A 26,141-nucleotide genomic window follows, 5' to 3' on the forward strand; every position below is an offset into this window, starting at 1 on the left:
CACGCCAGAATCCGCAAAAGCATCGCGTCCCCGGTGCCATGAGCGGAAACGGGTCCGAGCCATGACCTACCAGCTCGGCGTGGTGCTGGCCCTTCTCGCCGGCGCGATCACGATGTTTGCGATCAACCGGCCACGCACCGACGTGGTCGCGCTCATCATGATGGCCGCATTGCCGTTCACCGGAGTGGTTAGCATGCAGGAGGTACTGGCCGGCTTTGCGGACCCCAACGTCGTGCTGATCGCGTTGTTGTTCGTGATCGGCCAGGGCCTCGTGCGTACCGGCGTGGCGCGGCGCCTGGGCGACCTGCTGGTGGTCCGTGCAGGGCCGAACGAGACACGGCTCATCGCACTGCTGATGGTGATCGTCGCCGGCGTAGGCTCGGTGATGAGCTCGACGGCAGTGGTCGCGATCTTCGTTCCCATCGTGCTGCGCATCGCGAGCAACACCGGCATCGCAGCACGGCGACTGATGATGCCGCTCAGCGTCGCCGCACTGATCAGCGGCACGCTGACGCTGGTCGCGACAACGCCCAACCTGTTGATTCATGGCGAGCTCGTGCGCGAGGGATTCAACGGCTTTCACTTCTTCAGCTTCACGCCTTTCGGTTTGCCGTTGCTGGTGATGGCCATCACCTACATGCTGCTCACGCGACGCTGGCTGGCGGGGCCGGAAGGCCCGGCGATTCCGCCCAGCAGGCGGACCGGGCTCGGCCACTGGATCGAGGAATACGCATTGGCCGGGCGGGAGTATCGCTTTCGGGTCGCCCCGCACTCGCCCGCCGTGGGCCAGATGCTCGACGAGCTCGAACTGGAGGATGTGCCCGGCGTCAACGTGCTCGCGATCGAACGCAGCGTTCGCTTCACCCGCAGCCTGCTGTCGCCGGGCACGCGGCTCGAGGCGGGCGACGTGCTGTTCGTCGACGTATCCAATCCGGCCGCGAACATCGACGACCTGAGCCGTCGGCTCGCGCTGGAAAGAGTTCCGCTGGCCGGTGCCTACTTCTCGGAGCATGCGCAGGACATCGGCATGGCCGAAGTGCTGGTGCCGCCCGGCTCCAATCTGATCGGCAAGACAGTGGTCGAGTCGCGCCTGCGCGCCACCCACGATGTGTCCGTCATCGGACTGAAGCGCGGCAGCGAGCCTGTGGCCGCGGACCGTGTTCTTTCCGTTCCGCTGAAGGCTGGCGACACCCTGCTGGTGGTCGGCATCTGGAAGGCCATCCGCAAGCTCAAGTCGGACATGGATCTCGTCATCTTCAACCTGCCGGCGGAATTCGACGAGATCGCGCCGGCGGCGGCACGCGCGCCTTTCGCGCTGTTCTCGCTTGCGCTGGTCGTGGCCTTCATGGTCACCGGCGTCTTGCCGAACGTGCAGGCCGCGCTCATAGGCTGCCTGCTGATGGGGCTGTTCGGCTGCATGGATCTTTCCACCGCCTACCGCTCCATCTACTGGCAGAGCCTTCTGCTGATCGTCGGCATGCTGCCCTTTTCGCTTGCATTGCAGCGGACCGGCGGGGTCGACCTGGCGGCACAGATGCTGCTGGAACTGGTCGGCGAAGCCAGCCCACGCGCAGTGCTGGCGTCCATCTTCGTGGTCACCTCGGTGCTGGGCATGTTCATTTCCAACACGGCCACGGCCGTGCTGATGGCGCCGGTCGCCCTGGCTGTCGCCAAGCATCTGCAGGCGTCACCCTACCCCTTCGCCATGATGGTGGCACTGGCGGCTTCGGCCGCCTTCATGACGCCGGTGTCGTCGCCCGTCAATACGCTCGTGGTGGGACCGGGCGACTACAGCTTCATGGACTTCGTGCGCATCGGCGTGCCGCTCGTCCTTCTGACGCTGATCGTGAGCGTGCTGCTCGTCCCGTGGCTGCTGCCCCTGTAGCAGCTCGCGCAAATCAGAACGGAATGTCGTCGTCCATGTCGTCGAAACCTGACGACGACTTGGCCGGTGCCTGGCGTGGCGCGGGAGCAGGTGCGCGGGGTGCCGCTGCAGGCGGGCGCGAATAGCCGCCACCTTGCGAGTAGCCGCCGTCATCATCACCGCCCGATGGGCCGCCCTGGCCCTGGCGGCTGCCGAGCATCTGCATCTGGTCGACGCGGATATCGGTCGCGTACTTCTCGACGCCGTCCTTGTCCGTGTACTTCCGCGTGCGGATCTGGCCTTCGACGTAGATCTGCGAACCCTTGCGCAGGTACTGCGCGGCGATTTCGGCGAGGCGGCCGTTGAACACGAGGCGGTGCCACTCGGTGGCCTCGCGCATTTCGCCGCTTTGCTTGTCCTTCCACTTGTCGGTGGTGGCCAGGGTCGCGTTGCACACCTGATCTCCGCTCGGGAACGTGCGTGTTTCCGGATCGCGTCCGAGGTTGCCGACGAGGATGACTTTATTGACCGATGCCATATGCGCTGCCCCTGAAATATCAGAAGTCCAAGAAAACGAAGGATTGAACCAACAAGTCTACCTCGCCGAGCCGGCACGACGTATAGGCATCGTCCACCCCGACTGGATCAGGGAGCCCCGCTCAGCGCTTCGTCTCGATCTCGGGCGGGTCGGCGTCCGCGAGCCAGGCGTCGATCAGCGTATAGGACACGGCCAGCATGACCGGGCCCACGAAGATACCGACCAACCCGAAGCCGAGCAGGCCGCCGATGACGCCGGCAAAGATCAGGAGCAATGGCAGGTCGGCGCCACGCTTGATGAGCATCGGGCGCAGGAAGTTGTCCATGGTGCCGACGATCAGCGTCCACACCCCCAGGAAGATGCCCCAGCCGGTCGAGCCGTGCCAGAAGACCCAGATCGCGGCCGGCGCGAGCACCAGAGTCGGTCCGATCTGGATGATGCACATCATGAACATCACCGCCGTCAGCAGGGCGGCGAATGGCACGCCGGCAATGGCGAGGCCGATGCCGCCCACCACCGCCTGGACGATGGCCGTCACGCCCACGCCCAACGCCACACCGCGGATCGCCTTGCCGGCCAAGACGACTGCACCTTCTCCGCGCGGCCCGCCCAGTCGCCGACCGAAGCGCAGGGCCTCGGCCGCGGCCGATTCACCCTGGGCGTACATCACGCCCGCGATGACCACGGTCAGCAGGAACTGCAGCGTCAGCGCACCCACGACGCCGGCCTGCGAAAAGAGCCAGCCCGTGACTTGCTTCGCATAGGGCGTGACCTTGGCCTCGACGCCGGCCACGCCGGAAGCGACAAGTTCGTCCCAGGCCAGCGTCAGCTTGGGTCCGACGAATGGCAGGCCACCGACCCATGCGGGAAGTTGGGGCGGGCCCTCGCTGATCTGCAGCCTGAACCAGTCGGCGACCTCGTCCGCGTTGGCTGCAATGGTCGAAATGGCCAGCGTCAGCGGCAGCACGAACAGCAGCAGCAGGATCAGCACCATCACCAGCACCGCGAGGCTGCGACGCCGCCACAGCCGGGCCTCGAACCACAGCAGTGCCGGCCAGGTGGCCACCACGACCATGACCGCCCAGATCGTCGCGCCCAGGAAGGGGCGAAGAATCCAGAGGGACGAGCCGATGAGCAGCACGATGCTCAGGACGCCAAAGGTGATCTTGGCAAGATCGGAGCGAGGATCGGTCATGAGGGTCACCAGTTTCTTGGACAACCCGCAGTTTGCTTGAGCCCGGGCTTGCCGTTAAGCCTTCAGTGCCTCGGCCCGGCTGGAAATCGCGCGTTCCAACAGCTCGAAGCGCAACCCGATCGTTGCCTCGACCTGCTCGACGCGTGCGAGCAGCGAGGCATGGCGCTCGGCATTGCGCTCCATGTGGGCGTTCTCCTGCGACTCCAGGAAGTTGCGCAGCTCAGTGAACCGCGAAGCCTCAGCCTTGTCAGCGAGCGTGCGCTGGGCCTGCATTTCCTTCGATTGCCGGCGCGCGTCGAGCAGCATCGAGCTCTGCAGATACACCACGTAGGTCGCAAAGACGACACCCAACAGCACCGTCAGCGCCAGCATGACCAGGCCCAGCGGCGCCGTGACGTGCATGAATCCGACCGACATGACGACCGGCGCGGACAGGGTGCCCCAGTTCAGGGCGGCGAGTGCCGCGATCAGCATCATGACGATGAGCAACACGCCTGTTCTTACTCCCATTGCATTCCTTCTTCAGTTTCTTCCGTCGTAGAGGGCGGGCCCTGTGAACAGTCCAGCGGTCTGACTTTATGAACTCCGCCCCTGCGCGTCCATGAGACGGTTCTGGCACTGCGATCGATCTTTCGAGCAGCCACCATGGAAGGTTCAGGTAACCAGACAATGCGCACGCGAGAAATCTACGAGTTCCACGAGCGTGGAGATGCTCAGTTTTTCAAAGATTCGCGTCTTGTAGCCGCTGATCGTCTTGTTGCTGATGAGCAGCGTCTCGGCGATTTCCTTGTTGCTCAGACCGCGGGCCAGGTATTGCAATACAGTCAATTCACGATCGGAAAGACTCTCGATCAAAGTCCCGGGCTTTCCGTCTCCCAAGCTGGCGTGGTCCTTCAGGACGGAAGTCGCAAAAATGCTGTAGCCGGACAACACGGTGTAGGAGGCCTGGACCACGCGCTCCAGGTCTGCCGTCTTGCTGATGAAGGCGTTGGCGCCGGCTTTCACGGCACGGGCGCCAAAAATCGACTCCTGCTGGCCCGACAGGACGATCAATTTGGTTTGGCGCTGAAGATTTCTCACGCGCTCGATCACGTCGAGCCCGTTCAAACGCGGCAGGTCGACATCCAGAATCACCAGGTCGGGATGGTGTTCGCGGATGGTGGCCAGCGCCGACGGTCCATCGCCCGCCTCGGCGACTACGTTGAATTTGCCGGTGGCCTCCAAGGCTGACCGGACGGCCAGCCGAATGGCCGGATGATCATCGACTAGAACGACTGAGTGCATTTTTATCCCCTGTGCTGAAAAAGAACCGCGCCTTGCGTCCCACAAAGGTGACCGGTTCGATTTCCGAACCTTCTGGCTGGCCCTTTGACATGAGCGTCGCCTCTGTGTGGGTGCAAGACATGGCTCGCAGCGCCGAAGCATAGCGGCGAGCTCGCCTGGCCGACCGTATCGGGAACCCTTTGCAGGTTTTTCCGAGGAAGATTTCAAGAATATTCCTCGATTCGAGAATGAATCTCAGCGTCGCAGCCGGTCCTGCTCTGCGTTGCCGGTGAGCCCGGAGGACACACCGACCCCGACGATTCCTCCCGCGGGCCCCGAGAACGCCGGGGACTTATCATGTCCGGTTGCCCAGGACCGACCGCCCGTGAATTTCCCCTCCGATGACGCCTACCTCGGCGCCGTGCTCGCGCAGCAACGCATCAGCATTCGCGGCGCGCGCACGCACAACCTCAAGAACGTCGATCTCGACATTCCGCGCAACAAGCTGGTGGTGATCACCGGCCTGTCGGGCTCGGGCAAGTCGAGCCTGGCCTTCGACACGCTCTATGCCGAAGGCCAGCGCCGCTACGTCGAGAGCCTCTCGGCCTATGCGCGGCAGTTCCTGCAGCTGATGGACAAGCCGGACGTCGATGTGATCGAGGGCCTGTCGCCCGCGATCAGCATCGAGCAGAAGGCCACCAGCCACAACCCGCGCTCGACCGTGGGCACGGTGACGGAGATCCACGACTACCTGCGGCTGCTCTACGCCCGTGCCGGCACGCCCTACTGCCCCGACCACCACCTGCCCCTGCAAGCGCAGACCGTCAGCCAGATGGTCGACGCCGCCCTCGCGATCCCGAACGAGCCGCGCCTCATGATCCTGGCGCCGGTGGCGCGCGAGAAGAAGGGCGAGTTCCTCGAGCTCTTCGCCGAGATGCAGGCGCAGGGCTACATCCGCTTCCGCGTCGACGGGCAGACCTACGAATACAACGACCTGCCCAAGCTCAAGAAAACCGAGAAGCACGACATCGACGTGGTCATCGACCGCCTGCGCGCACGTCCCGACATGCAGCAGCGGCTGGCCGAGAGCTTCGAGGCGGCGCTGCGGCTGGCCGACGGCCGCGCGATCGCACTCGAGATGGACGCCCCCGCCGGCGAGCCCGAATCGGCGCCCGCGCCGAAGCCGGCACACGAGCACCTCTTCAACGCCAAGTTCGCCTGTCCGATCTGCCACTACTCGCTGGCCGAACTGGAGCCGCGCCTCTTTTCCTTCAACTCGCCCGTGGGCGCATGTCCGAGTTGCGACGGCCTGGGCCATCGCGAGTTCTTCGACCCGGCACGCGTGGTCGCATTTCCGTCGCTGAGCCTCGCGAGCGGCGCCGTCAAGGGATGGGACCGGCGCAACGGCTACTACTTCAGCATGCTGGAGAGCGTGGCGAAGCACTACAAGTTCGACATCGACCAGCCCTTCGAGGAACTGCCTGCCTCCGTCCAGCAGACCGTGCTGCACGGCTCGGCGCAGGAAGAGATCAAGTTCACCTACGTGATGGACAGCGGCCAGCAGGCGGGCAAGAAGCTGGTGCGCAAGCATCCCTTCGAGGGGATCATCCCGAACATGGCGCGGCGCTATCGCGAAACCGACTCGACGATGGTGCGCGAGGACCTCTCGCGCTTTCGCAACATGCAGCCTTGCCCCGACTGCGAAGGCACACGCCTGCGCCGCGAGGCGCGCAACGTGTTCCTGGTCGACGACACCGGCCCTGAGCAGCAGCGCATGGCGATCTACGAGATCAGCCGCGCTACGCTGCGCGAGAGCTTTGCGTACTTCCAGAAGCTGCACCTGCGCGGCGCGAAGGCGGAGATCGCCGACAAGGTCGTGCGCGAGATCGGACTTCGACTCAAGTTCCTGAACGACGTCGGCCTCAACTACCTGAGTCTGGACCGCAGCGCCGAGACCCTGTCCGGCGGCGAGGCGCAGCGAATTCGCCTCGCCTCCCAGATCGGCTCCGGCCTCACGGGCGTGATGTACGTGCTCGACGAGCCCAGCATCGGCCTGCACCAGCGCGACAACGACCGACTCATCGGCACGCTCAAGCATCTGCGCGACATCGGCAATAGCGTGATCGTGGTCGAGCATGACGAGGACATGATCCACGCGGCCGATCACGTGATCGACATGGGCCCCGGCGCCGGTGTGCATGGCGGCCGCGTGATGGCGCAGGGCACCTACGAACACGTCGCCGCCAGTCCCGATTCGCTGACCGGGCAATACCTCTCGGGCGTCAAGAAGATCGCGGTGCCTGCACGCCGCACGCCCTGGCTGCCGGTGGTCGCCAAGCCGGCGTTCAACGAGGGCAAGAAGGCATCGCGCTTTCCGCAGAGTCCCGCCGCGGAACGGCGCGCGGCACGGGAGGCCGCGCACCTGGCGTCGCAGTCGGATCTGCAGGAGATCCGCGTCATCGGCGCATCGGGCAACAACCTCAAGGACGTGAATGTGGCCTTCCCGGTCGGCCTCCTGACCTGCGTGACCGGCGTTTCGGGATCGGGCAAGTCCACGCTGGTCAACGACACGCTCTACGCCGCGGTGGCACGCACGCTCTATCGCGCGCACGAGGAGCCCGCCGCGCATGAGGCGATCGAAGGCATCGAATACTTCGACAAGGTCATCAACGTCGACCAGTCACCGATCGGCCGGACGCCGCGCAGCAACCCCGCGACCTACACCGGACTCTTCACGCCGATCCGCGAACTGATGGCCGAGACCAACACGGCACGCGAGCGCGGCTACGGCCCGGGCCGCTTCAGCTTCAACGTCGCAGGCGGACGCTGCGAAGCCTGTCAGGGCGACGGCGTCGTGAAGGTCGAGATGCACTTCCTGCCCGATGTGTACGTGCCCTGTGAGGTGTGCCACGGCCAGCGCTACAACCGCGAGACGCTGGAGGTGCAATACAAGGGCCGCAACATCGCGCAGATCCTCGACATGACGGTCGAGACCGCGCACGACTTCCTCAAGGCCGTGCCGACCATCGAGCGCAAGCTGCGCACCCTGCTCGACGTCGGCCTCAGCTACATCAAGCTGGGCCAGGCTGCGACCACGCTGTCGGGCGGCGAAGCGCAGCGTGTGAAGCTCGCGCTCGAACTCAGCAAGCGCGACACAGGCCGCACGCTCTACATCCTCGACGAGCCGACCACCGGCCTGCACTTCGCGGACATCGAGCTTCTGCTGAAGGTGCTGCACCAGTTGCGCGATGCGGGCAACACCATCGTGGTGATCGAGCACAACCTCGATGTGATCAAGACCGCCGACTGGCTGATCGACATGGGGCCGGAAGGCGGCGCCGGCGGCGGAACGGTGGTGGGCGTCGGTACGCCCGAGGACATCGCGGCGAACGAGGCGAGCCACACCGGGCGTTACCTGAAGCGGCTGCTGCCGGGCTGAGACGGCGGCGGTGCTTCACCGCCATGACCTGCGAGGTCATCGACGCCGCGCACGTGCTCGACGACATTGGATGCAAGCCGGCGCCAGGGTGGCGCCGGCAGCAACCGGGCCGAACATCCCAGGCCACGAAAGAGCACCATGACCTCAGGTTTCGACATCCTCCCCCTCGCCGTCGCGCTTCTCATCGGCATTGCCGCCGTGGGCTCATGCATTGGCGTCGGCATCGTCGGGTCGAAGCTTCTCGAAGGCACGGCTCGGCAGCCGGAACTCAAGGACACGCTGCAGACGCTGTTCTTCCTGATCGCGGGGGTGACGGACAGCGCCTTCATCATCGCGACCGGCATCGGTCTTTGGTTTGCCACGGCCAATCCCTTCCGCGGGTGAGAAGCGGCGCTCAGGCGGCTCTGAGGAGGCGTTCGTGGTGGGCAACCGGCGCGATGGAGGTCTTTCGAGCCATCCCCTCGCTGCGCAGCGCCTGCCACAGCGCGGCATCACCGGCACGGCGCGCTGCTTCGGTCGCCGTCAGGTGGATGAGACTGCGCTGCGCCTGGCTGCCCCCGAAGCCATGCGTGTCGGGCAGCAGTGGCAAGAGCAACTCCGCGCAGTGTGCGTACCGGCCTTCGCCGAATGCGGTCACTGCCTCGCACAGGCTGCCCGCTTCGCTCCACCATGGCGCGGGCGCCGTCGGCGGCACGGCCTCCACGGCGCGGCGTGCGGCCGCGACCTTTGCGGCGTCGCCATCGCCCACCAACGCTACCAGCGCATGTACGTCATTGAAGACCGACCACCCCCAGACGGCCTGCTCGCGCCAGCGTGAAGCCAGCACAGTCCACCGCGAAGCCACGTCGACGCCGCGCAGACCGAGCCGCCACAGCAGCGCGCTCGCATCGACCAGGTCCATGGCCATCGACGCAGCGCCCGGAGCGATCGCACGGTCATAGAGCGCCAGCGCGGATGCGGGGTCTTCGTTCGACAGATGCATCAGCGCGAGATGCCAGTGGTTGTGCACCGCGAGCGCGTTGTCCTGCTGCCAGTGCGCCGTGCCGGTGGTGAGCCAGCGGATGCCTTCATCCACCCGCCCCTGCATCTCGTACACATGCGCCACCGCATGCACGGCCCAGGTGTCGTGCGCATGGAGGTCCAGCGCGTGCCTGCCCAGCGATTCGGCACGCGTGTACTCGTTGCACTCTTCGAGGCCGAAGGCGTGCATGCCGAGGACGTAGCCATAGCCCGCATCGCCCTCCTTCCACTGGCAGAGTGCGCGGCCGACGCGGTCGCGCAGCATCGTGGTCTGGCCGAGCACAAGATCGCTCATGTGGGTGAGTTGCAGCGCGAAAAGGTCGCGCGGGTGGTCGATCACATGGCGGCCGAGCAAGCGATTGGCGCGGCCCAGGTCGCCATCCGCCCAAAGCTGCAGCGCGGCCTGGAAGGAACGCTCGCGCACGTTCGGCCGAAGGTGGCTGGCGGAAGCAGCCTCCAGGCTCGCGCGCGCCGCGGGCAGCAGTTGCCCATCGAAGGCACTGAGCATGAACCCAGCCATCATCAGGTGCCCCGAGATGAAGTCCGGGTCCGCCTCCAGTGCCGGCTGCAGCACCGTGACGGGGTCGAGCCGCAAGCTGTTGAAGAGGTCGAGCGCCTGCTCGTAGGCGGCCACCGAGGCCAGCTGCTCGGTGGAGAGCGCTTCGCCTCGCGCGTCGTAGTGGTTCATCGCTGCTCCTTGAATCAATGACGGCACAAGCGTAAGTTCGGACCGCGCGATCGCCCGCAGCGATTCCCGCAACAAGCCTGACGATTCCGCCAACTGCCGACGATGTCCGCCGACAACCATCTGCCGCAGATCGCCATCCTGGTCACGCCCGAGAGCGCGGCCTCGGTGGTCTACGGGATGTTCGATTTCTTCAAGAGCGCGGGCCGCGACTGGCCGATGGTGGTCTGCGGCGAACCCGGCCCCGCGCTCCTCGATCCGGTGATCGTCAGCAGGCAGGCCGGTGTGGTGCATGTCGCCAATGGCGTGCCGATCGAAGCGCACTACGGCTTCGACAAGGTCAGCGCGCCCGCGGTGGTCTGCGTGCCGGAACTCCTGATCGCGCCGCACGGTCCGCTCGACGGACTCTTCGACCCCGAGGTGGATTGGGTGCGGCGCTGCCACGCCGGCGGCGCGCTCATCGCCACGGCCTGCTCCGGCGCCATGCTGCTGGGCGAGGCCGGTCTGCTCGACGACGAGGACGCCACCACGCACTGGGCCTTCTGCGATGTGATGCAGCGCCGCTACCCGCGCGCGCGCGTGCGGCCGCAGCGCGCGCTGGTTGCCTCGGGCGAAGGGCAACGCCTGGTGATGGCTGGCGGCGGAAGTTCATGGATGGACCTCGCGCTCTACCTGATCGCGCGCTGCGTCGGCATCGAGGCCGCGATGCAGGTCGCCCGGATCAACCTGATCGACTGGCATCACGTGGGCCAGCAGCCCTTTGCCCGCGTAGCGAGCACACGCCAGGTGGACGACGCGGTGATCGGACGCTGCCAGGCCTGGATTGCCGAACACTATGCCCACCCCGCGCCGGTCGCCGCGATGACGGGGCGCAGCGGACTGGCGGAGCGATCGTTTCAGCGCCGCTTCAAGCTCGCGACCGGCATGACGCCGATGGAATACGTGCAGACGCTGCGCATCGAGGAAGCCAAGCATCTGCTGGAAACCACGGTCGACGGGATCGAGGCCATCGCCGAGGAGGTGGGCTATGACGACGCGGCCTTCTTCGGCCGACTCTTCCGGCGCAGCGTGAACCTCACGCCGGCGCAGTACCGCCGGCGCTTCGGCGGCATGCGCGCGGCGCTGTCAGGCTCCGCCTGAGCCGCTCAGCGCTGCCCGATGCGGGTGTCGCCGAACAGGGCCTTCAACTCGCGCGGCTGAGAACGCCAGTATTGCTGCGGTGCTTCGACCTGCGCACCCAGTTCCGCAGCAGCGCGCCACGGCCAGTGCGGCTCGAACAGGATCGCACGGGCCAGCGCGACCAAATCGGCTTGTCCTGCCGAAACGATGGTCTCTGCCTGTGCAGGCTCGGTGACGAGTCCCACCGCGATGGTCGGCAGGCCCACCGCCGCCTTGACGCGCTCCGCCAGCGGCACCTGGTAGCCCGGCGACAACGGGATCTTCTGCAGCGGCGAAACGCCACCCGAGGACACGTGCATGAAGCTGCAGCCACGCTGCGAGAGCGTCTTCGCGAACTCGATGCTCTGCTCGACATCCCATCCATCAGCGACCCAGTCGGTGGCCGAGATGCGCACACCGACGGGCATGCGCTGCGGCACGGCGGCACGCACCGCATCGAACACTTCCAGCGGAAAGCGCATGCGGTTCTCGGGCGAGCCGCCGTAGCGGTCGTCGCGCTGGTTCGAGATCGGCGAGAGAAACTGATGCAGCAGGTAGCCGTGCGCCGCATGCAGTTCGATCGCGTCGATGCCGAGTGCGTCCGCTCGCTGTGCCGCGCGAACGAAGGCGGCCTTCACGCGGAGAAGTCCTTCGGCATCGAGGGCAACGGGCGGCGGCTCTCCAGGCGCATGCGGGATGGCGGACGGCGCCACGGTCTGCCAGGCGCCTTCGTCCGGCGAGAGGCACTGGCCACCTTCCCACGGTGCATGGCTCGACGCCTTGCGACCCGCATGCCCGAGCTGGATCGCAACCGGGATGCGCGAATAACGACGGATGGCCGCCAGCACGCGCGCCAGCGCGGCCTCGTTGTCGTCGGAGTAGAGGCCGAGATCACCGGGGGTGATGCGCCCCATCTCCTCCACTGCCGTCGCCTCGATGATCAGCAACCCGGCGCCGGAGAGCGCGAGTTGCCCGAGATGGATCATGTGCCAGTCGCCCGCGTTGCCGTTCTCCGCCGAGTACTGGCACATCGGCGCGATGACGATGCGGTTGCGAAGCTGCAGCGGGCCCAAGGCGTAAGGCGAGAAGAGGACACTCATGGGGAGACCCGGTGGGATGGAGCCGTCCGTTATATCGGCGCGGCGCCTCCGGTGCTCGACGAGGGGCTTCCCTCGCGCAGGATCCGCAGCATGCCTTCCTGCGCGGTGGACGCCACGAGCCGACCATCGCGCGTGAAGATGCTGCCACGGCACAACCCGCGGGCGCCGCTCGCGCTCGGCGAATCCAGGCTGTAGAGCAGCCAGTCGTCCATGCGGAAATCGCGATGGAACCACATCGCGTGGTCGAGGCTGGCGGGACGCACCTTGCCGCTCATGAAGCTCAGGCCGTGCGGGAGCATCGCGGCGCGCAGCAGGCCGTGGTCGGAGGCGTAGGCCAGCAGCGCCCGGTGCACGTTGGGATCGTCCGGCAGCGGCGCGATGGCGCGCATCCAGATCGCGCTTTCCGAGGGGCGCGGCTCCGGCGTGAGCAGATCGTCGGGGTCGACGCGGCGGTATTCGATGCCATGCGGCACCAGACCCTTGACGCGCCAGCGCTCGGGCAGGCGCTCGCCGAGGGCGATGCGCTGGTCCAATTCGCTGGGCAGGCCGTCGGGGCCGGCGGCCTCCGGCATCGGAAGCTGATGGTCCATGCCGTCGTCCACCGTCTGGAAGGACGCCGACATCTCGAAGATGATGCGCTCACCCTGCCGCGCCACGACGTGGCGCGTGGTGAAGCTGCGGCCGTCCCGCACGCGATCCACCGCGTATTCGATGGGCGCGTGTTCACCGGGCAGCAGGAAGTAGGCGTGCATCGAGTGCGCCGGGCGGTCCGTGGCGACGGTCTGGCTGGCCGCCATCAGTGCCTGTCCCAGTACCTGGCCGCCGAACACGGCCGGCGTGCCGATGTCCTCGCTCTGGGCCAGGAAGCGGTCATTGCCCAGCGGTTCAAGGCGCATCAGTTCGACGAGTTCGTCGACGAGGCGGGCGGCGGTGGCGGAATCAGTCATCGGGGGAAAACGGTCGCAGGCAGCTGGGAAGAGCCCGCAACGATATCAAAGACACAGCCGCAGCGCTGTCCCGCGGCTGTCACCCGGCCGCCTTCAGCGGTCGAGGTCGGCGCCGTCGGCGGCCAGCTTTTGCTGGAGCCTCGGCACTTCGACAGCCGCGAAACTGCCGCTGCCCAGCGCCGCCGCGGCAGTGCCCGCGGCCTGGCCCATCACGAAGCAGCCACCGCTGGCGCGTGCCGCGGACTGGCCTTCATGCGTCATCGACGCACAGCGCCCGGCCACCAGCAGGTTGTCGACGCCGCGCGGCACCAGCATGCGCCAGGGCAGCTGGTTGTAGGTGCGGTTGTCGTCGCGCGGGAACGCCCATTCGATCTTGCCCGCGGCATGCATTTCCATTGGCCAGGCGTTGATGCCGATGCTGTCGTCGAAACGCGCGGACGAGAGGATGTCCTCGCCCGTCAACGCATAGAGCCCTTCGATGCGCCGCGTCTCGCGAATGCCCACCTGGGGTGCAATCTCGACGATCGCCGATTGCTCGAAGCCCGGCACCTCGGCCTTGAGAAAGCGGAAGTACTCGCCGATCTGCCGGCGGCCTTCGACCTCGCCGTCGCTGAGCTGTCGCGCGTCGACGCCGTTCATTGCGCCGCCCTCTGCATTGCGGATCTGCGTGACATTGGCGCGCCATTCGCGAGGGTCGATCTGCGGCCGCAGGATCGCGCCTTCGCGCGGGAAGCGGTACGCATCCGGGTCACGCTCGCGTGCCTTCGCCATGAGATCGTTGATGGCCTTGAATTCGCCGACGGCCGCCAGCGCGCGTGGCGCATCGACGTGACCGACGCGAAACATCGTCGATGGGAAGAGCCCGCTGCCTTGCCCGTCGCCGACGGCGAAAGGCACGCCCGCGAAGGCCGCGACGTCGGCATCGCCGCTGCCGTCGATGAAAGCGTTGGCGAGGATCGCTTGCCGTCCCGATTTGGTCTCCATCACCACGGCCGCGATGCGGCTGCCGTCCATCACGACGGTCGCGGCCCACGCATGGAACAGCAGGTCCACGCCTGCATCCAGCAGCAACTGGTCGGCCGCGCACTTGTAGATCGAGGTGTCGTAGGACCGCACGCGGATGCGCCCCTGCATGCCATCCTGCGGCTTGTTCAAGCCGCCCATCGCGTCGATGCGCGCAAGCAGGTCGTCGGCGACGCCGTGGACGAGCTGCGTCATCTCGCCGTTGCGCTTGCCATAGAGGCCAGCGAAATTGGTCACGCCGCCGGCCGTGCCCATGCCGCCGAGGAAACCGTAGCGCTCGACCAGCAAGGTCCGCGCGCCATGGCGCGCAGCACTCACGCTGGCCGCGATGCCGGCGGGCCCGCCGCCGACCACGACGACGTCGTACTCGCCGAAGACCGGCAAGCTTCGTTGCGGCTCGATGACTGTTCGCGCGGTCACTGGAGCTTGATGCCGTTCGTAGTGATGATGCGGCTCATGATGGCCGCCTCTTCCTTGACGCGTGCACGCATGCCATCCGGCGACGTACCGACCGCCTGCCAGCCCTGCTCGAACAGCTTCTGGCGCACTTCCGGCGACTTCATGATGACCGCGAGTTCCTTCGAGATGCGGTCCTGCGCGGTCTTCGAGAGGTTCGCGGGGCCGAGCAGCGCCGTCCACACCTCGAGATTGAAATCGCGCACGCCGGCATCCGACAGCGGCGAAACGTCCGGCGCCAGCGTGCTGCGGCCGCTCGTGAGGCCGACAGCCTTCACCTTGCCGGCCTTGATCTGCGGCAACGCGACGCCCGGCGGAATCAGCGCCATCTGGATCTGGTTGCCGATCAGATCGGTCATCACCTGCGGATTGCCTTGATAGGGCACGTGCTCGGCCTTGAGCCCCGGCACCTTGCTCTTGAGCAGTTCCATGCCCAGATGGCCCACCGAGCCGACGCCCACGGAGCCATAGCTCCACTTGTCGCCGCCCTTGCGTGCGGCGTCGAAGAAGGCCGCGCCGGCAGGCAGGCTGCTTTGCGACACCAGCACCAGCGGCGCCGTGGCGATCAGCGACAGGTACGTGAAGTCCTTCCCCGGGTCGTAAGGCAGCTTGGGATACAGCATCTTCGACGAGGTGAGGTTGCCATTGATCACGATGCCGATCGTGTGATCGTCCGTCGCCTTGGCCACCTGGTCGGCCGCGATGTTGCCGGACGCGCCGGGCTTGTTGTCGACCACCACCGGCTGACCGAGGGCCTTGGCGAGCGGCTCGGCGATGGTGCGCGCAGCGATGTCGGGCGTCGATCCGCCGGGGAAGCCGACGATGAGCCGAACGGGTTTGGTGGGCCACGGGGCGCCTTGCGCCGAAGCGGCCAATGGCAACGCGCCCGCGGCCAGGCCGCAGGCAGCAATCAGGAAGGCTCTCTTGGATGCGTGCATAGAAAGTGAAGCGAGGGGAAGGGACATGAGGGAACGAAGGATAAGCCCCTCACGTAACAAGACGTCAGAAAATCATTCGAGGCTGATGTTGCCCCGACGCACCAGCTCCCCGTAGATCTTCGACTTGACCTCGGCGTTGCGCTGGATCTCTTCCGGGGACCAAGCCAGCGGCTCGAATGCAAAGGTGTCGAACCGCGCGCGGATCTCGGGGTCGGCGATGACCTTGGCGACGTCGGCGTTGATCCGGGCCTTGATGGCGGGCGACACGCCCTTGGGCGTCAGCAGCGACACGAAGGAATTGACCTCCAGGCTCGCCGGCCCGCCGGCCTCGGCCATGGTGGGCACGTCCGGCATCTGCGGGATGCGCTTGGGCGCCGCGATGGCGATGTAGCGCAGCTTGCCGGCCTTGTAGATGCCCTGGCTGGACGGAATGCTCGCGAAGCTCCACTGCACCTCGCCCGAACCGACGTTGGCAAACAGCTGCGACACCTCGCGATAGGGCACGTGCTGCATCTGCGTGCCGGTCAACGCTTCGAGCTGTTGCCCGCCGAGATGGCCCGGACTGCCGACGCCCCACGAGCCGTAACTGACCTGACCCGGCTTCTCCTTCGCCGAGGCGATGAGGTCCGCCATGTTCTTCCACTTGGAATCGGTCGGCACCGCCACGAAGAAAGGCGTGCGGAACAGCGACGCCACCGGATCGAAGTGCTGCAGCGTCACGAAATTGCGCGATTTGTACAGGTGCGGCAGTGCCGCGATGTGCTCGCTGTCGAGCTGCAGCAGCGTGTAGCCATCCGGCGCCGCGCGGCGCACTTGCTCGATGGCGATGAAGCCGCCGCCACCCGGCTTGTTGTCCACCAGCACGCGCTGATTCCACAGCCGGCCGAGCTTGTCCGAGATCAGGCGCAGCACCGCATCGGGTCCGCTGCCGGCGGCGAAGGGTGTGACGATGGTGACGGGCTTGCTCGGGAAGTCGGCGGCCGGCGATTGCGCGGAAGCAGTCGCCGCCAGCAGTGCCGCGGCGGTGCCGGCAATCAGCGAGAGGATGGATTTCATGAAGGGTTTGTCTCCGGGTGGTTGAGCAAGGCTGCGAAGTATCAGGCGGCGGCCAGGCGCGCGTCGGCCAGGCACTGTTCGGGGTTCCACGCATAGAGCCACTCGACCGCGTCGTAGAAGCGCTCCGGCGTCCGGCCGGTCCACAGGCTGTTGCGGACCAGCCGCTCGACGCCCTTGGCGTGATAGATACGGCCCATCTCGCGCACCGACAGCACGACCCGCGCGGTGCGGGGAATGCGCGCCGCGGCATACAGGCGGAAGGCGGCCGGCAAGTCGAAGTCGCAGGCCTCGACAGCCTTGCCCAGCGTCACCGCATCCTCCAGCGCCATGCAGGCGCCTTGCGCGAGGTACTGCATCATCGGGTGCGCCGCGTCGCCCAGCAGCGTGGCGGGGCCTTCGCTCCAGTTCGCCACCGGGTCGCGGTCGGCGGTGCTCCAGCGGCGCCACGAAGTGGGCCGGTCCAGCAACTGGCGCGGTCGTGCGTGCACGCCCTCGAAGTACGACAGCACTTCCTTCTTGCTGCCATCACTCACGCCCCACTCTTCGCGATCGCGGCTGTGGAAGGTCACGACCAGGTTGTATTGCTCGCCGTGCCGCAATGGGTAGTGCACGAGATGGCAGTTGGGTCCGGCCCAGACCACGGGCGCGTTCCAGCGCAGGTCCTCGGGCATGTCGGCGGCCGGCACCACGGCACGGTACACGACGTGGCCCGACACGCGCGGCGCGTCGCCGATGAGCTTCGATCGGACCACCGACTTGACCCCATCGCAACCGACGATGGCATCCGCGCTGAAGCGCCGGCCGTCGCGCGTGACGGCGGTCACGCCGCGAACACCGATGTCCAGCGCCTCGACCTGCGCGGAGGTGTGGAAGCGGATCAGCGGATGATCCTTGACCGCCTCGTGGATCGCGCCATGCAGGTCGGCGCGATGGCTCACGGCATAGGGATTGCGAAAGCGCGCGCGGAAAGCCTCGCCAACGGGCACCGAAGCGACCTCGCTGCAATCGACGGCATCCATCATCACGAGCCGGTCGGTGAAAACGGACCCGCGCCGCACCGCGTCGCCGACGCCCAGCGCATCCAGCGCCGCGAAGGCGTTGGGCCCGAGCTGCAAGCCGGCGCCGATCTCGCCGATCGTGGCGCTCTGCTCCAGCAGATCGACCGAGATGCCGAGCCGTGCGAGCGACAGCGCCGCGGCCATGCCGCCGATGCCGCCGCCCACCAACAGGACGGTGGGTTTTGCGTTGGAAGTCGTGCCCATGATGTGTGCCTCCGGTGGAGAAATGTCAGTCGACGCGCACGGAAATGGGCTCCAGCCCGTCGATGCGCACGCTCATCGTCTGGCCGCTCTTCACCGCGCCGACGCCTTCGGGCGTGCCGGTGAAGATCAAATCGCCGGGCTGCAGCGCGAACAGCGTCGACAGGTTGGCAATCACCTCGCTCACCGACCAGATCAGGTTGCGGATGTTGCTCTTCTGACGGACTTCGCCGTCGACTTCCAGAACGATCTCGCCGTCCGTCATTTCGCCCATCGCCATGCGCGGGCGCACCACGCCGACCGGCGCGGAGAAGTCGAAGGCCTTGCCGATCTCCCACGGCCGGCCCTGCTCGCGCATCTTCATTTGCAGGTCGCGGCGGGTCATGTCCAGGCCGACGGCGTAGCCGTAGATGTGGTTCACGGCGTCATCGACGGATATGTCGCGGCCGCCCTTGCCGATCAGCACGACCAGTTCCGCCTCGTAGTGGTAGTTGGCGGTCTGGCCCGGGTAGGGAATGCTCGCGGCCTTGCCCGCGGGCACCGGCACGATCGAGGCGTCGTCGTTCGGCTTGCAGAAGAAGAAGGGCGGTTCGCGATCGGGATCGAAGCCCATTTCACGGGCATGTGCCGCGTAGTTGCGGCCGACGCAGTAGACGCGCCGCACGGGGAACAGGTCGGCCGAGCCGGCCACGGGAAGGCCGACGACGGCCGGAGGGGAAACGACGAAAGACATGAGTACTCCTGCCGCGGCATGCGGCACATCGATCAAGGAAAAGGCCGGGAGACAGGGCCGCAAGCGGCGGCCACCGTTCAACCCTCGTTGAGAAAGGCTTCGCGCAGCACGCCCATGGCCTGTTGCACCGGGCGGTCCGAGAAACTGAACAGAACCGTCTCTTCGCTCGCCGAAAGGCGCAGCGGCGCCCATGACGGGACGACGAAGGTGTCGCGCGGGCCGAAGTCAAAGCGCTGGCCGCCGATTTCCGCGACGCCTCGGCCTTCGACCACGCTGTAGATGGCGCCATCGGTTGCCCGGTGGGTCTTGCCGGCGAAACCGGCGGGAAGAAGTTGGAGGTGGGTCCCGATGGTCGGCATCGGCGAGCCGCCCGTCAGCGGGTTGATGTAGCGCAGCTTGTGGCCGAGCCAGGCGTCGGCCGCCTCCTGTTTCTGCAACAGGGCCAGTGCCTCGCGGCTGCGCGCATAGGGGTAGTTGAAGATCGGCGAGGTCGGCGCGCAGTGGTCGTGCCGCACAGGGACCATGTTGTGGCCGAAGCGCGCCAGACTGTGGCCTTCGGGGCGCGCGACGTGCTGCACCTTGGCGTCGTCGTTCTCGGCGAAGCCGGCGTCGAAGAAGCGCAGCATCGGGATGTCGAGGCCGTCGAGCCACACCACCGGTTCGCTCACGCCCTCGATGCCCTCGTTGCCATGGTCATGCCAGGCCCAGGACGGCGTGATGATGAAGTCGCCCGGATACATGGTGGTGCGCTCGCCTGCCACCGTGGTGTAGGCGCCCTTGCCGTCGACGATGAAGCGCAGCGCGGACTGCACGTGGCGGTGCGAGGGCGCCACTTCCCCCGGCATGATGAGCTGCAGCCCGGCGTAGAGCGACTGCGTGATCGACGATCGGCCCGGGATGGCCGGGTTCTCCAGCACCAGCACGCGGCGCACGGCCTCCTCGGCGGTGATGAGTTCGGCCGACTCCATCAGCAGCGGGCGGATCTCGTCGTAGCGCCACAGCGCGGGCACGCACGGCGTCTGGGGCTCGCGCGGCACCAGGGCGTGCAGCGACTCCCACAGCGGGGTGAGATTCAGCGGGCGAATGCGCTCGTAGTAGGCACGGCGTTCGGCGGCGTCGGTGCGCGCGGCTTGCGGGGCGGTGTTCATTGGGTCTTGTCTCCTGACGGTGGGCCGCCAATAGACAGATTGTTGGACGCCCCCACTATTTATTCAAGACCTGCATCCAATACCTGGAATATCGTTTTTCGATAATGGGGCCTGCTGCATTCCCAGGAAAAGTCCCGATGTCCAAGCTCGATCTCGAATGGCTCGCCGTGTTCGACGAGGTCTACAAGACCGCCAGCGTCTCCAAGGCCGCCGACCGCCTGGGCATGGCGCAGGCGGCGGCCAGCACCATGCTGAACAAGCTGCGCGCCCACTTCGACGACCGGCTGTTCGCCCGCACCGCGCAGGGGATGCAGCCGACGCCCTACGCCCAGCGGCTCGTCGTCCACGTGCGCGAAGTGCTGTCGCAACTCGATCAGGCGCGCGGCAGCCGCGCCGGCTTCGATCCCGGCGAAGCGCGGCGCAACTTCCGCATCTGCATGACCGACATCAGCGAGGTGGTGCTGCTGCCGGGCCTGCTCGACCACCTGCGGCGCGTGGCGCCGGGTGTGCGCATCGAGACCGAGATCATCTCGACCGATAGCGGCCGCCGGCTGGAAGACGGCGAGGTCGACCTGGCGGTGGGCTTCATGCCGCAGCTCGACGCCGGCTTCTACCAGCAGACGCTTTTCATGCAGAACTTCGTCTGCCTGGTGGCGCAGAACCACCCCCGCATCGGCACCCGGCTCACGCGCAAGCGCTTCGAGGCCGAGGCGCATGCGGTGATCTCGTCCTCGGGCACCGGCCACGCCATCGTCGACAAGACGATCACGCGCCTGGGGATCGAGCGCAACGTGGTGGCCCGGCTGTCGAGCTTCCTGAGCGTGGCGCGCATCGTGGCGCACACGGAGTTGATCGTGATCGTCCCGCGCATCCTCGGCGAAGTGCTGGCGACGCAGGAACCGGTGCGGCTCCTGGATACGCCCTTCGTGCTGCCTCCCTACGCGGTCAAGCAGCACTGGCACGAGCGCTTCCACGCGGACGCCGGCAACGCCTGGCTGCGGCGCACGGTGGCGCAACTCTTTGGGCCAAAGACCGCCGCGGCGCTCGCATAATTGGCACGGGCGCCTTCCGATCAACTCAACGCCCAGGCACCTCATGTCCTCTATCACCTTGCGCTTTCTTGCCGAACCCAGCACCGTCAACTTCGGGGGCAAGGTCCACGGCGGCACCGTCATGAAGTGGATCGACGAAGCCGGTTACGCCTGCGCGACCAGCTGGTCCAAGCGCTACTGCGTGACGGTCTTCATCGGCAGCATCCGCTTTCACCGCCCGATCATGATCGGCGACCTGGTCGAGGTCGAGGCCCGGCTGGCCTACACCGGCAACAGCAGCATGAACATCTCCGTCGAAGTGCGCAGCGGCGACATGAAGGGCGGCGAGATGCAAAAGACGACCGAATGCCTGGTCGTCTTCGTCTCGGTCGATTCGCACGGGCGTTCGCTGCCGGTCGATGCCTTCACGCCCGGCACGCCGGGGGAAATGGCGCTGGCCGAGCGGGCGCGCCAGCACCTCGAGGCTTCGCGGGCGGCCGCTGGGACGTAGCAGCGGGGGTCGGGCAGTGGAACACGCCCGATTCGCGCACCGAATCAGGCTTGAGCCGGCACAGGCACGGCGAGCGACTCCGCGAGGCGCGACAGCGAGTTCCAGATCGCCGGCGCGATCTCCAGATGGGTCGCGTTGCGTTCCCTGTGCTGCGCTTCGAATTCGCCGGGATACTGCACGCGATCGAAGCCGGGCGAAGTCGGTGTTTCGTGCAGGTAGTTGAGGAAGCCCTCGACCTCCGCGCTTTTCCATTCCTGCCCGAACTCCAGCCCAGGATCGATCAGCACCGCGAACATGTTGTTGACGGCCATGCCATCGCGCGGGTTGTCGGGCTGGATCGTGCCGCCGCCCGAGAGCACGCCGGCGAGCAATTCCGCGACGACGCCCAGCGCGTAGCCCTTGTGCCCGCCGAAAGGCAGCAATGCGCCGGGCGGGTCGGCGAACATCACGGAGGGATCGGTGGTCGGCAAGCCGTCGGCGTCGATGATGCATCCCTCCGGCAGCGGCTCGCCCTTTTCGGCCGCCACGCGCGTCTTGTTGAAGGCGACGGCGCTGGTCGCGATGTCGACCACCAGCGGAGGACGGCCGTTGGGCATCGGGCCGGCAAAGCACAGCGGGTTGGTGGTCAGGCGCGCCACCTTGCCGCCGTAGGGCGCGACCATCGGGGGGCGGTTGATGACGTTGGTGAAGCTCAGCAACACGAATCCCGCCGCTGCCGCCATTTCTCCGTAGTGGCCCATCCGGCCGAGATGATGGGATCGCCTGAGCGTGAGGATGCAGTGGCCGGTCTGCCGCACGCGCTCGATGCCCGCCTGCATCACGGTCTTGCCTACGTGCTGCCCAAACCCCGAATGACCATCGAACACCAGCAGTCCGCCGCGATCGGAGATGCACTCGGCACGCGAGGCGGCCTGCAGGTGGCCGCGCTGGAGCGAGTTGCGGTAACTGGGCAGGATCGACAGCCCGTGGCTCGTATAGCCGCAGCGGTCCGATTCGACGAGGTGCTCGGCCACATCCGCGGCGATGTCGTCCGGCACACCCTGCGCCGCGAGCAGTTGCGCACCCAGCGAACGGGCGCCTTCCAGCGTGATCTTCATGACGACTCCTTCAGGTCCAGCCGAGCCAGCGCCAATAGGTCACCGCGAACACCAGCATCAGCAGGTATCCGACCACCGTGACGGGAACGCCCACGCGCGCAAACTGCTTGCCATTGAATGTCTCGGTGCCCAGGCACACCATGTTCTGCGGGGCATTGATCGGCAGGATGAAGCCGAAACTGACGGTAAAGCCGAGCAACATCGTCATGCCGACCTTGTTGAAGTCGCCGGGCAGTGTCTGCAGCACGGAAATCAAGATGGGCAGGAGCGCCGCAGTGAGCGCGGTCGCGCTGGCGAAGCCCAGGTGGATCAGGATCAGGAACGCGGCCAGCACGGCGAACACCGCCACCGGCCCCTGCGTGGCCAAGCCGGAGTGCGCAACGACGAAGGCGCCCAGCCACTGGCCGGCTTGCGTCGTGAGCAACGCGGTCCCGAGGCTGATGCCCACGCCGAAGACGATCAGCGTGCCCCAGGGGATGCGCCCCTGGAGCGTCTTCCAGTCCATCACGCCGAGCCGCGGCAGCATGAGCACCACGAGGCCGACGTAAGTGATGGTGGCCGTGTCGATGTCGTGCAGCTTGCCCTCGGTGGACCAGAACAGCAGCAGGGCGATCGACACCGCGGCCAACCGCTTCTGCGGACCGGTCATCGGACCCAGCGCGCTCAGTTCGCGCTGCACCGCTTCCTTGCCGCCGGCGATCGCTTCCGCCTCGGGCGGCAGCAGCCAGCGCACGAGGAAGTACAGCACGATCGACATCACGACGGCCCAGGGCGCGCCGGCGATCAGCCACTGGATCCAGCTGACGCGCTCGCCCAGCAGTTTGTCCATGAAGCCCACGGTCAGGAGGTTCTGCGCGGCGGCGGTCTGTATGCCGACGTTCCAGACGCTGGTGGCCATCGCCACGGTGATCATGATGCCAGCGGCGATGTTCGAGCGGCGATCGACGCCGAAAGCCAGGATGACGCCCATCATGATCGGGACCACGCAGGCGCTGCGTGCTGTCGCGCTCGGCACCACGAGCGACAGGACGATCGTGACCGCGATGCTGCCGATCAGGATGCGCCGCGTGCTGGTGCCGATGGTGGAGAGCGTGACCAGCGCGATGCGCCGGTCGAGCCCGGTGATGGTCATGGCGGCGGCGATGCACAGCGCGGCCCCCACCAGCGCCAGCGCCGTGCTGGAGAACCCGGCAAGCGCCATGCCCAGGGCCGCCCCCGTGCCGTAGGTGGCGGAGGGGTCGCTCACCTTGGGCGCAAGTCCGATCAGCGCGGCGATCAGCGAAGTGATCATGATGGCGCTGGCCTCGTAGCTCACCGCTTCGCTGATCCAGACGATCACTGCGAAGACGAGGATGGCCAGCATGCGATGCCCGGCGACCGGCAGGCCCTCGGGGAGGGGCAGGGCCAGCACCCCGAGCATCGCCGCCGCGGCGATGTAGAGGCCCCACGGAACGGGCTTGCGTGGCGCCTCGACAGCCTTGGCTTGCGGGAGCGCAGGTTCGTTCGTACCAAGGCTCATGGAGTGCCTTCCGTTGGTGCAAGGCATCCAACCTAAGGTCAAATCGCCAGGCCGTCAAATGGCCGTAGGGGCACTGCCTTGCGCCCCCTCCCTCACCGCGGCATCAACTGATAGAAATCAAACCCGTTGCTGCGCCCGCCCAGGCAACCCGCCAGCGTGTCCTCCACTTCCCGCCACAGCGCCAGCCGGTTGCGCCACTTGCGCACGCTGTGGCCCTCGTCCGCGAAAGTCATGTACTGCACGGGCCGGCCGAGGCGCCGCAGCTCGGCCACCACGTCGTCGGAATCCTGGCGCAGCACGCGGACGTCGTTGCTGCCGTGGATGACCAGCAGCGGCGCCGTGATGCGGTCGATCTGCGAGATCGGCGAGTTGGCGAGCATCTCCGCGCGCTCGGCGGGCTTCTCCACGTCGCCGAAGGTCATCGCGAAGTAGTGCCGGTTGCGCCAGAACGGCGGCCAGTTCTCGATCACGCGGGGCCAGTTGGCGACACCCACCACATCGATGCCGCAGCGGTAGTCGTGCCGCTTCTGGATCAACTGCGCCAGCACCGAGAAGCCGCCGAAGCTGGCACCGAAGACGGCCATGCGCTTCGGGTCGGCAATGCCCTGGTCGATGGCCCATTGCGCGGCCTCGGCGATGTCGCTCTGCATGCGCCGGTTGTATTCATGCGCGCCCGCCAGCATGAAGGCGCGGCCGTAGCCGGTCGAACCGCGGTAGTTGACGTGGAGCACCGCGTAGCCGCGATTGGCGAGCATCTGCGTGTTCGTGAAGCCGGCCGCCTGCCAGCGGTCGCGCCCCCATGGGCCGCCATGGATGTCGATGACCAGTGGCGCCGGCCCCTTCACGCCGCGCGGACGCACCACGTAGCCGTGCACCGTGAGCCCGTCCGACGCCTTGAAGGAGAACGGTTCCACAGGCGAGAAGAGGCCGGGGTCGGGCTTGCGCGGAGGGGTCAGACGGCTGAGTTGCTGCGTGTCGCGGTCGAGCAGCATCTCGACGCCTTCGTCCCCGGTCACGGCGCGCAGCACCATCCGCCGCGAATCCTCGGCCACGCTCGAAGGCCGGGTGAGCACGGGCTCGCTGTCGAGCCAGCCACGGCCGCGCGCGGTCTGCACCGCCTGGGCCACGTCGGCGCCGAGCGCGGCATCGAGGTAGACGAAGCGCGGCAGGCCCGGCTCGATGCCGTAGGCGTAGGGAGCGCCCTGCCTCGGCGGGTAGTGCGCTGAGTCGAGATCGACCTCGCCGTCCTCGGCCAGCACGCGCTCGCTGCCGCCGGCCAGGTCGATCTCCACCAGCGCGGCCTTGTCACGGCCGATGTTGGTCATGGCCCAGACCTTGCCGCTGCCCAGGTCGATGCGGTGCGGCCAGAAGAAATCGAAGGCCTTCACGGTCCGCAGCAGGCGCCAGCTGCCGTCGGGATTCTTCAGCTCGATCGCCACGTCGGAACCGTCGGCGCTGCCGAGCTGGCGCGTGCGGCCGGCGAGTTGGTCGTCGGTGCCGATCATCCAGGCCAGCACGCGACCGTCACCCTCGCTGCGCGCAACTTCGCGCACGGTGCGCGTCGCGGCGTCACCCTCGAACAGGTCCATGCTCGCGCGGTCGCGCCGGTTGGTCGTGAAGAAGAAGCGCGTGCTGCCCGCCGCCCCTCGCGCGACGTAAGTCGAACGCACGCCGGGCCAGGGCGTCACCGCCCAGGGCCTGGCGTCCGGCTGTTCGCTGTCGACCACGAAGAGCTGGGTGTTCTCGTCGCCGCTGAAGTCCTTGATGTAGGCAACATGCCGGCTGTCCGCCAGCCATGAATAGGTGGGGCCGGACACGAAGGGGCGTGCGAGGGTGCCGGTCGCGAAGGTCTTGACGCCACGGCCGGCGGTGTCGGCAGCGTCAGCCGTGGGGCGTACCCCGAGCCCGATGTCGGTGCCCACGACCTGCACCCAGAGCAGTTTCTTCGCATCGGGCGACAGCGCATGGCCGTCGACGTAGTCCACGTTCGCGACGAAGCGCCGCAGCGGCACCAGGGGCGGCAATGCGCCCTCCTTCTGCGCCGCGACCAGCGCGGGATCGGTGGGGGCCGTGGCACAGGCGCCAAGCGCCAGCACAGCCGACAAGGCCGCCGCAGCGGCCATCCAACGCGATGCCAAGCGCATGACTGTCTCCCTCTTCA

General features: G+C 67.0%; 22 protein-coding genes. 6 read left to right on the forward strand and 16 right to left on the reverse strand.

Annotated elements, in window-relative coordinates; genetic code table 11:
* Window positions 1–61: 61 nt before the first annotated feature.
* Complete coding sequence (locus QTI24_RS10020) at window positions 62–1,885, forward strand: SLC13 family permease (RefSeq protein ID WP_286600112.1); 1,824 nt, start codon at window positions 62–64, stop codon at window positions 1,883–1,885.
* A 13-nt stretch (window positions 1,886–1,898) separates the two neighbouring features.
* Here QTI24_RS10020 and ssb read toward each other — a convergent pair whose 3' ends face one another.
* From ssb to QTI24_RS10040, 4 genes are all read right to left on the reverse strand, one after another.
* A complete protein-coding gene (ssb, locus tag QTI24_RS10025) occupies window positions 1,899–2,402 on the reverse strand; it encodes a single-stranded DNA-binding protein (RefSeq protein ID WP_286600114.1) in 504 nt (167 codons plus the stop codon).
* A 121-nt stretch (window positions 2,403–2,523) separates the two neighbouring features.
* Window positions 2,524–3,597, reverse strand: a complete 1,074-nt coding sequence (ydiK, locus tag QTI24_RS10030; RefSeq protein ID WP_286600117.1) for an AI-2E family transporter YdiK — start codon at window positions 3,595–3,597, stop codon at window positions 2,524–2,526.
* Window positions 3,598–3,651: 54 nt separating this feature from the next.
* The gene (locus QTI24_RS10035; protein WP_286600118.1) at window positions 3,652–4,107 is read right to left on the reverse strand and encodes a LapA family protein; all 456 of its coding nucleotides are present in this window, start codon (window positions 4,105–4,107) and stop codon (window positions 3,652–3,654) included.
* 144 nt (window positions 4,108–4,251) lie between these two features.
* On the reverse strand, window positions 4,252–4,881 hold the full coding sequence (locus QTI24_RS10040; protein ID WP_286600119.1) for a response regulator: 630 nt from the start codon (window positions 4,879–4,881) through the stop codon (window positions 4,252–4,254).
* A 364-nt stretch (window positions 4,882–5,245) separates the two neighbouring features.
* Between QTI24_RS10040 and uvrA the strand changes: the two genes are divergently transcribed.
* Window positions 5,246–8,299 (forward strand): excinuclease ABC subunit UvrA, encoded by a 3,054-nt coding sequence (uvrA, locus tag QTI24_RS10045; RefSeq protein ID WP_286600121.1) that lies wholly within the window; start codon window positions 5,246–5,248, stop codon window positions 8,297–8,299.
* A 138-nt stretch (window positions 8,300–8,437) separates the two neighbouring features.
* On the forward strand, window positions 8,438–8,683 hold the full coding sequence (gene atpE, locus QTI24_RS10050) for a F0F1 ATP synthase subunit C (protein WP_286600122.1): 246 nt from the start codon (window positions 8,438–8,440) through the stop codon (window positions 8,681–8,683).
* 10 nt (window positions 8,684–8,693) lie between these two features.
* Here the strand turns inward: atpE and QTI24_RS10055 are convergent, their stop codons facing one another.
* Window positions 8,694–10,007, reverse strand: coding sequence for a tetratricopeptide repeat protein (locus tag QTI24_RS10055; protein WP_286600123.1), 1,314 nt, complete (start codon window positions 10,005–10,007; stop codon window positions 8,694–8,696).
* A 102-nt stretch (window positions 10,008–10,109) separates the two neighbouring features.
* Between QTI24_RS10055 and QTI24_RS10060 the strand changes: the two genes are divergently transcribed.
* Window positions 10,110–11,144 (forward strand): GlxA family transcriptional regulator, encoded by a 1,035-nt coding sequence (locus QTI24_RS10060; RefSeq protein WP_286600124.1) that lies wholly within the window; start codon window positions 10,110–10,112, stop codon window positions 11,142–11,144.
* Window positions 11,145–11,149: 5 nt separating this feature from the next.
* On the opposite strand, the gene QTI24_RS10065 is transcribed toward QTI24_RS10060, so the two are convergent.
* From QTI24_RS10065 to gtdA, 8 genes are all read right to left on the reverse strand, one after another.
* Window positions 11,150–12,262 (reverse strand): NADH:flavin oxidoreductase/NADH oxidase, encoded by a 1,113-nt coding sequence (locus QTI24_RS10065; RefSeq protein ID WP_286600125.1) that lies wholly within the window; start codon window positions 12,260–12,262, stop codon window positions 11,150–11,152.
* 29 nt (window positions 12,263–12,291) lie between these two features.
* Window positions 12,292–13,209, reverse strand: a complete 918-nt coding sequence (locus QTI24_RS10070) for an acyl-CoA thioesterase (protein ID WP_286600126.1) — start codon at window positions 13,207–13,209, stop codon at window positions 12,292–12,294.
* A gap of 93 nt (window positions 13,210–13,302) precedes the next feature.
* Window positions 13,303–14,652, reverse strand: coding sequence for an FAD-dependent oxidoreductase (locus QTI24_RS10075; RefSeq protein WP_286600127.1), 1,350 nt, complete (start codon window positions 14,650–14,652; stop codon window positions 13,303–13,305).
* Window positions 14,649–15,626: a Bug family tripartite tricarboxylate transporter substrate binding protein gene (locus QTI24_RS10080; RefSeq protein WP_286600128.1), complete on the reverse strand. Its 978-nt coding sequence runs from the start codon at window positions 15,624–15,626 to the stop codon at window positions 14,649–14,651. The genes QTI24_RS10075 and QTI24_RS10080 overlap by 4 nt, the downstream gene beginning before the upstream one ends.
* Before the next feature lie 72 nt (window positions 15,627–15,698).
* Complete coding sequence (locus QTI24_RS10085) at window positions 15,699–16,682, reverse strand: Bug family tripartite tricarboxylate transporter substrate binding protein (protein ID WP_286600129.1); 984 nt, start codon at window positions 16,680–16,682, stop codon at window positions 15,699–15,701.
* 41 nt (window positions 16,683–16,723) lie between these two features.
* Window positions 16,724–17,944, reverse strand: coding sequence for a 3-hydroxybenzoate 6-monooxygenase (locus QTI24_RS10090; protein ID WP_286600131.1), 1,221 nt, complete (start codon window positions 17,942–17,944; stop codon window positions 16,724–16,726).
* 25 nt (window positions 17,945–17,969) lie between these two features.
* Complete coding sequence (locus QTI24_RS10095; protein WP_286600132.1) at window positions 17,970–18,674, reverse strand: fumarylacetoacetate hydrolase family protein; 705 nt, start codon at window positions 18,672–18,674, stop codon at window positions 17,970–17,972.
* 77 nt (window positions 18,675–18,751) lie between these two features.
* A complete protein-coding gene (gtdA, locus tag QTI24_RS10100) occupies window positions 18,752–19,822 on the reverse strand; it encodes a gentisate 1,2-dioxygenase (protein WP_286600133.1) in 1,071 nt (356 codons plus the stop codon).
* Between the two features lie 137 nt (window positions 19,823–19,959).
* On the opposite strand from gtdA, the gene QTI24_RS10105 reads away from it, so the two are divergent.
* Both QTI24_RS10105 and QTI24_RS10110 read left to right on the forward strand, forming a co-directional pair.
* Complete coding sequence (locus QTI24_RS10105; RefSeq protein WP_286600134.1) at window positions 19,960–20,874, forward strand: LysR family transcriptional regulator; 915 nt, start codon at window positions 19,960–19,962, stop codon at window positions 20,872–20,874.
* 43 nt (window positions 20,875–20,917) lie between these two features.
* The gene (locus QTI24_RS10110; protein WP_286600135.1) at window positions 20,918–21,364 is read left to right on the forward strand and encodes an acyl-CoA thioesterase; all 447 of its coding nucleotides are present in this window, start codon (window positions 20,918–20,920) and stop codon (window positions 21,362–21,364) included.
* Between the two features lie 44 nt (window positions 21,365–21,408).
* Here QTI24_RS10110 and QTI24_RS10115 read toward each other — a convergent pair whose 3' ends face one another.
* The 3 genes from QTI24_RS10115 to QTI24_RS10125 form a co-directional block, all read right to left on the reverse strand.
* Window positions 21,409–22,461 carry an Ldh family oxidoreductase gene (locus QTI24_RS10115; RefSeq protein ID WP_286600136.1) on the reverse strand — a complete coding sequence of 351 codons (1,053 nt, stop codon included), beginning with the start codon at window positions 22,459–22,461 and terminating at the stop codon, window positions 21,409–21,411.
* A gap of 10 nt (window positions 22,462–22,471) precedes the next feature.
* A complete protein-coding gene (locus QTI24_RS10120) occupies window positions 22,472–23,980 on the reverse strand; it encodes a DASS family sodium-coupled anion symporter (RefSeq protein ID WP_286600138.1) in 1,509 nt (502 codons plus the stop codon).
* Window positions 23,981–24,072: 92 nt separating this feature from the next.
* Window positions 24,073–26,124, reverse strand: a complete 2,052-nt coding sequence (locus QTI24_RS10125; RefSeq protein ID WP_286600140.1) for an alpha/beta hydrolase family protein — start codon at window positions 26,122–26,124, stop codon at window positions 24,073–24,075.
* Window positions 26,125–26,141 lie beyond the last annotated feature (17 nt).

It is taken from the genome of Variovorax sp. J22P240 (assembly GCF_030316855.1).
Taxonomy (GTDB): domain Bacteria; phylum Pseudomonadota; class Gammaproteobacteria; order Burkholderiales; family Burkholderiaceae_C; genus Variovorax.

What these genes read in the sequence shown, in the direction of transcription:
- QTI24_RS10065 (WP_286600125.1), bottom strand. Translation starts at nt 12,262, where the DNA reads ATGAGTGTCCTCTTCTCGCCTTACGCCTTGGGCCCGCTGCAGCTTCGC.
- QTI24_RS10105 (WP_286600134.1), top strand. Translation starts at nt 19,960, where the DNA reads ATGTCCAAGCTCGATCTCGAATGGCTCGCCGTGTTCGACGAGGTCTAC.
- QTI24_RS10125 (WP_286600140.1), bottom strand. Translation starts at nt 26,124, where the DNA reads ATGCGCTTGGCATCGCGTTGGATGGCCGCTGCGGCGGCCTTGTCGGCT.
- QTI24_RS10020 (WP_286600112.1), top strand. Translation starts at nt 62, where the DNA reads ATGACCTACCAGCTCGGCGTGGTGCTGGCCCTTCTCGCCGGCGCGATC.
- ssb (WP_286600114.1), bottom strand. Translation starts at nt 2,402, where the DNA reads ATGGCATCGGTCAATAAAGTCATCCTCGTCGGCAACCTCGGACGCGAT.
- gtdA (WP_286600133.1), bottom strand. Translation starts at nt 19,822, where the DNA reads ATGAACACCGCCCCGCAAGCCGCGCGCACCGACGCCGCCGAACGCCGT.
- atpE (WP_286600122.1), top strand. Translation starts at nt 8,438, where the DNA reads ATGACCTCAGGTTTCGACATCCTCCCCCTCGCCGTCGCGCTTCTCATC.
- ydiK (WP_286600117.1), bottom strand. Translation starts at nt 3,597, where the DNA reads ATGACCGATCCTCGCTCCGATCTTGCCAAGATCACCTTTGGCGTCCTG.
- QTI24_RS10110 (WP_286600135.1), top strand. Translation starts at nt 20,918, where the DNA reads ATGTCCTCTATCACCTTGCGCTTTCTTGCCGAACCCAGCACCGTCAAC.
- QTI24_RS10115 (WP_286600136.1), bottom strand. Translation starts at nt 22,461, where the DNA reads ATGAAGATCACGCTGGAAGGCGCCCGTTCGCTGGGTGCGCAACTGCTC.
- QTI24_RS10085 (WP_286600129.1), bottom strand. Translation starts at nt 16,682, where the DNA reads ATGAAATCCATCCTCTCGCTGATTGCCGGCACCGCCGCGGCACTGCTG.
- QTI24_RS10055 (WP_286600123.1), bottom strand. Translation starts at nt 10,007, where the DNA reads ATGAACCACTACGACGCGCGAGGCGAAGCGCTCTCCACCGAGCAGCTG.
- QTI24_RS10120 (WP_286600138.1), bottom strand. Translation starts at nt 23,980, where the DNA reads ATGAGCCTTGGTACGAACGAACCTGCGCTCCCGCAAGCCAAGGCTGTC.
- QTI24_RS10080 (WP_286600128.1), bottom strand. Translation starts at nt 15,626, where the DNA reads ATGCACGCATCCAAGAGAGCCTTCCTGATTGCTGCCTGCGGCCTGGCC.
- QTI24_RS10070 (WP_286600126.1), bottom strand. Translation starts at nt 13,209, where the DNA reads ATGACTGATTCCGCCACCGCCGCCCGCCTCGTCGACGAACTCGTCGAA.
- QTI24_RS10060 (WP_286600124.1), top strand. Translation starts at nt 10,110, where the DNA reads ATGTCCGCCGACAACCATCTGCCGCAGATCGCCATCCTGGTCACGCCC.
- QTI24_RS10035 (WP_286600118.1), bottom strand. Translation starts at nt 4,107, where the DNA reads ATGGGAGTAAGAACAGGCGTGTTGCTCATCGTCATGATGCTGATCGCG.
- QTI24_RS10090 (WP_286600131.1), bottom strand. Translation starts at nt 17,944, where the DNA reads ATGGGCACGACTTCCAACGCAAAACCCACCGTCCTGTTGGTGGGCGGC.
- QTI24_RS10040 (WP_286600119.1), bottom strand. Translation starts at nt 4,881, where the DNA reads ATGCACTCAGTCGTTCTAGTCGATGATCATCCGGCCATTCGGCTGGCC.
- QTI24_RS10095 (WP_286600132.1), bottom strand. Translation starts at nt 18,674, where the DNA reads ATGTCTTTCGTCGTTTCCCCTCCGGCCGTCGTCGGCCTTCCCGTGGCC.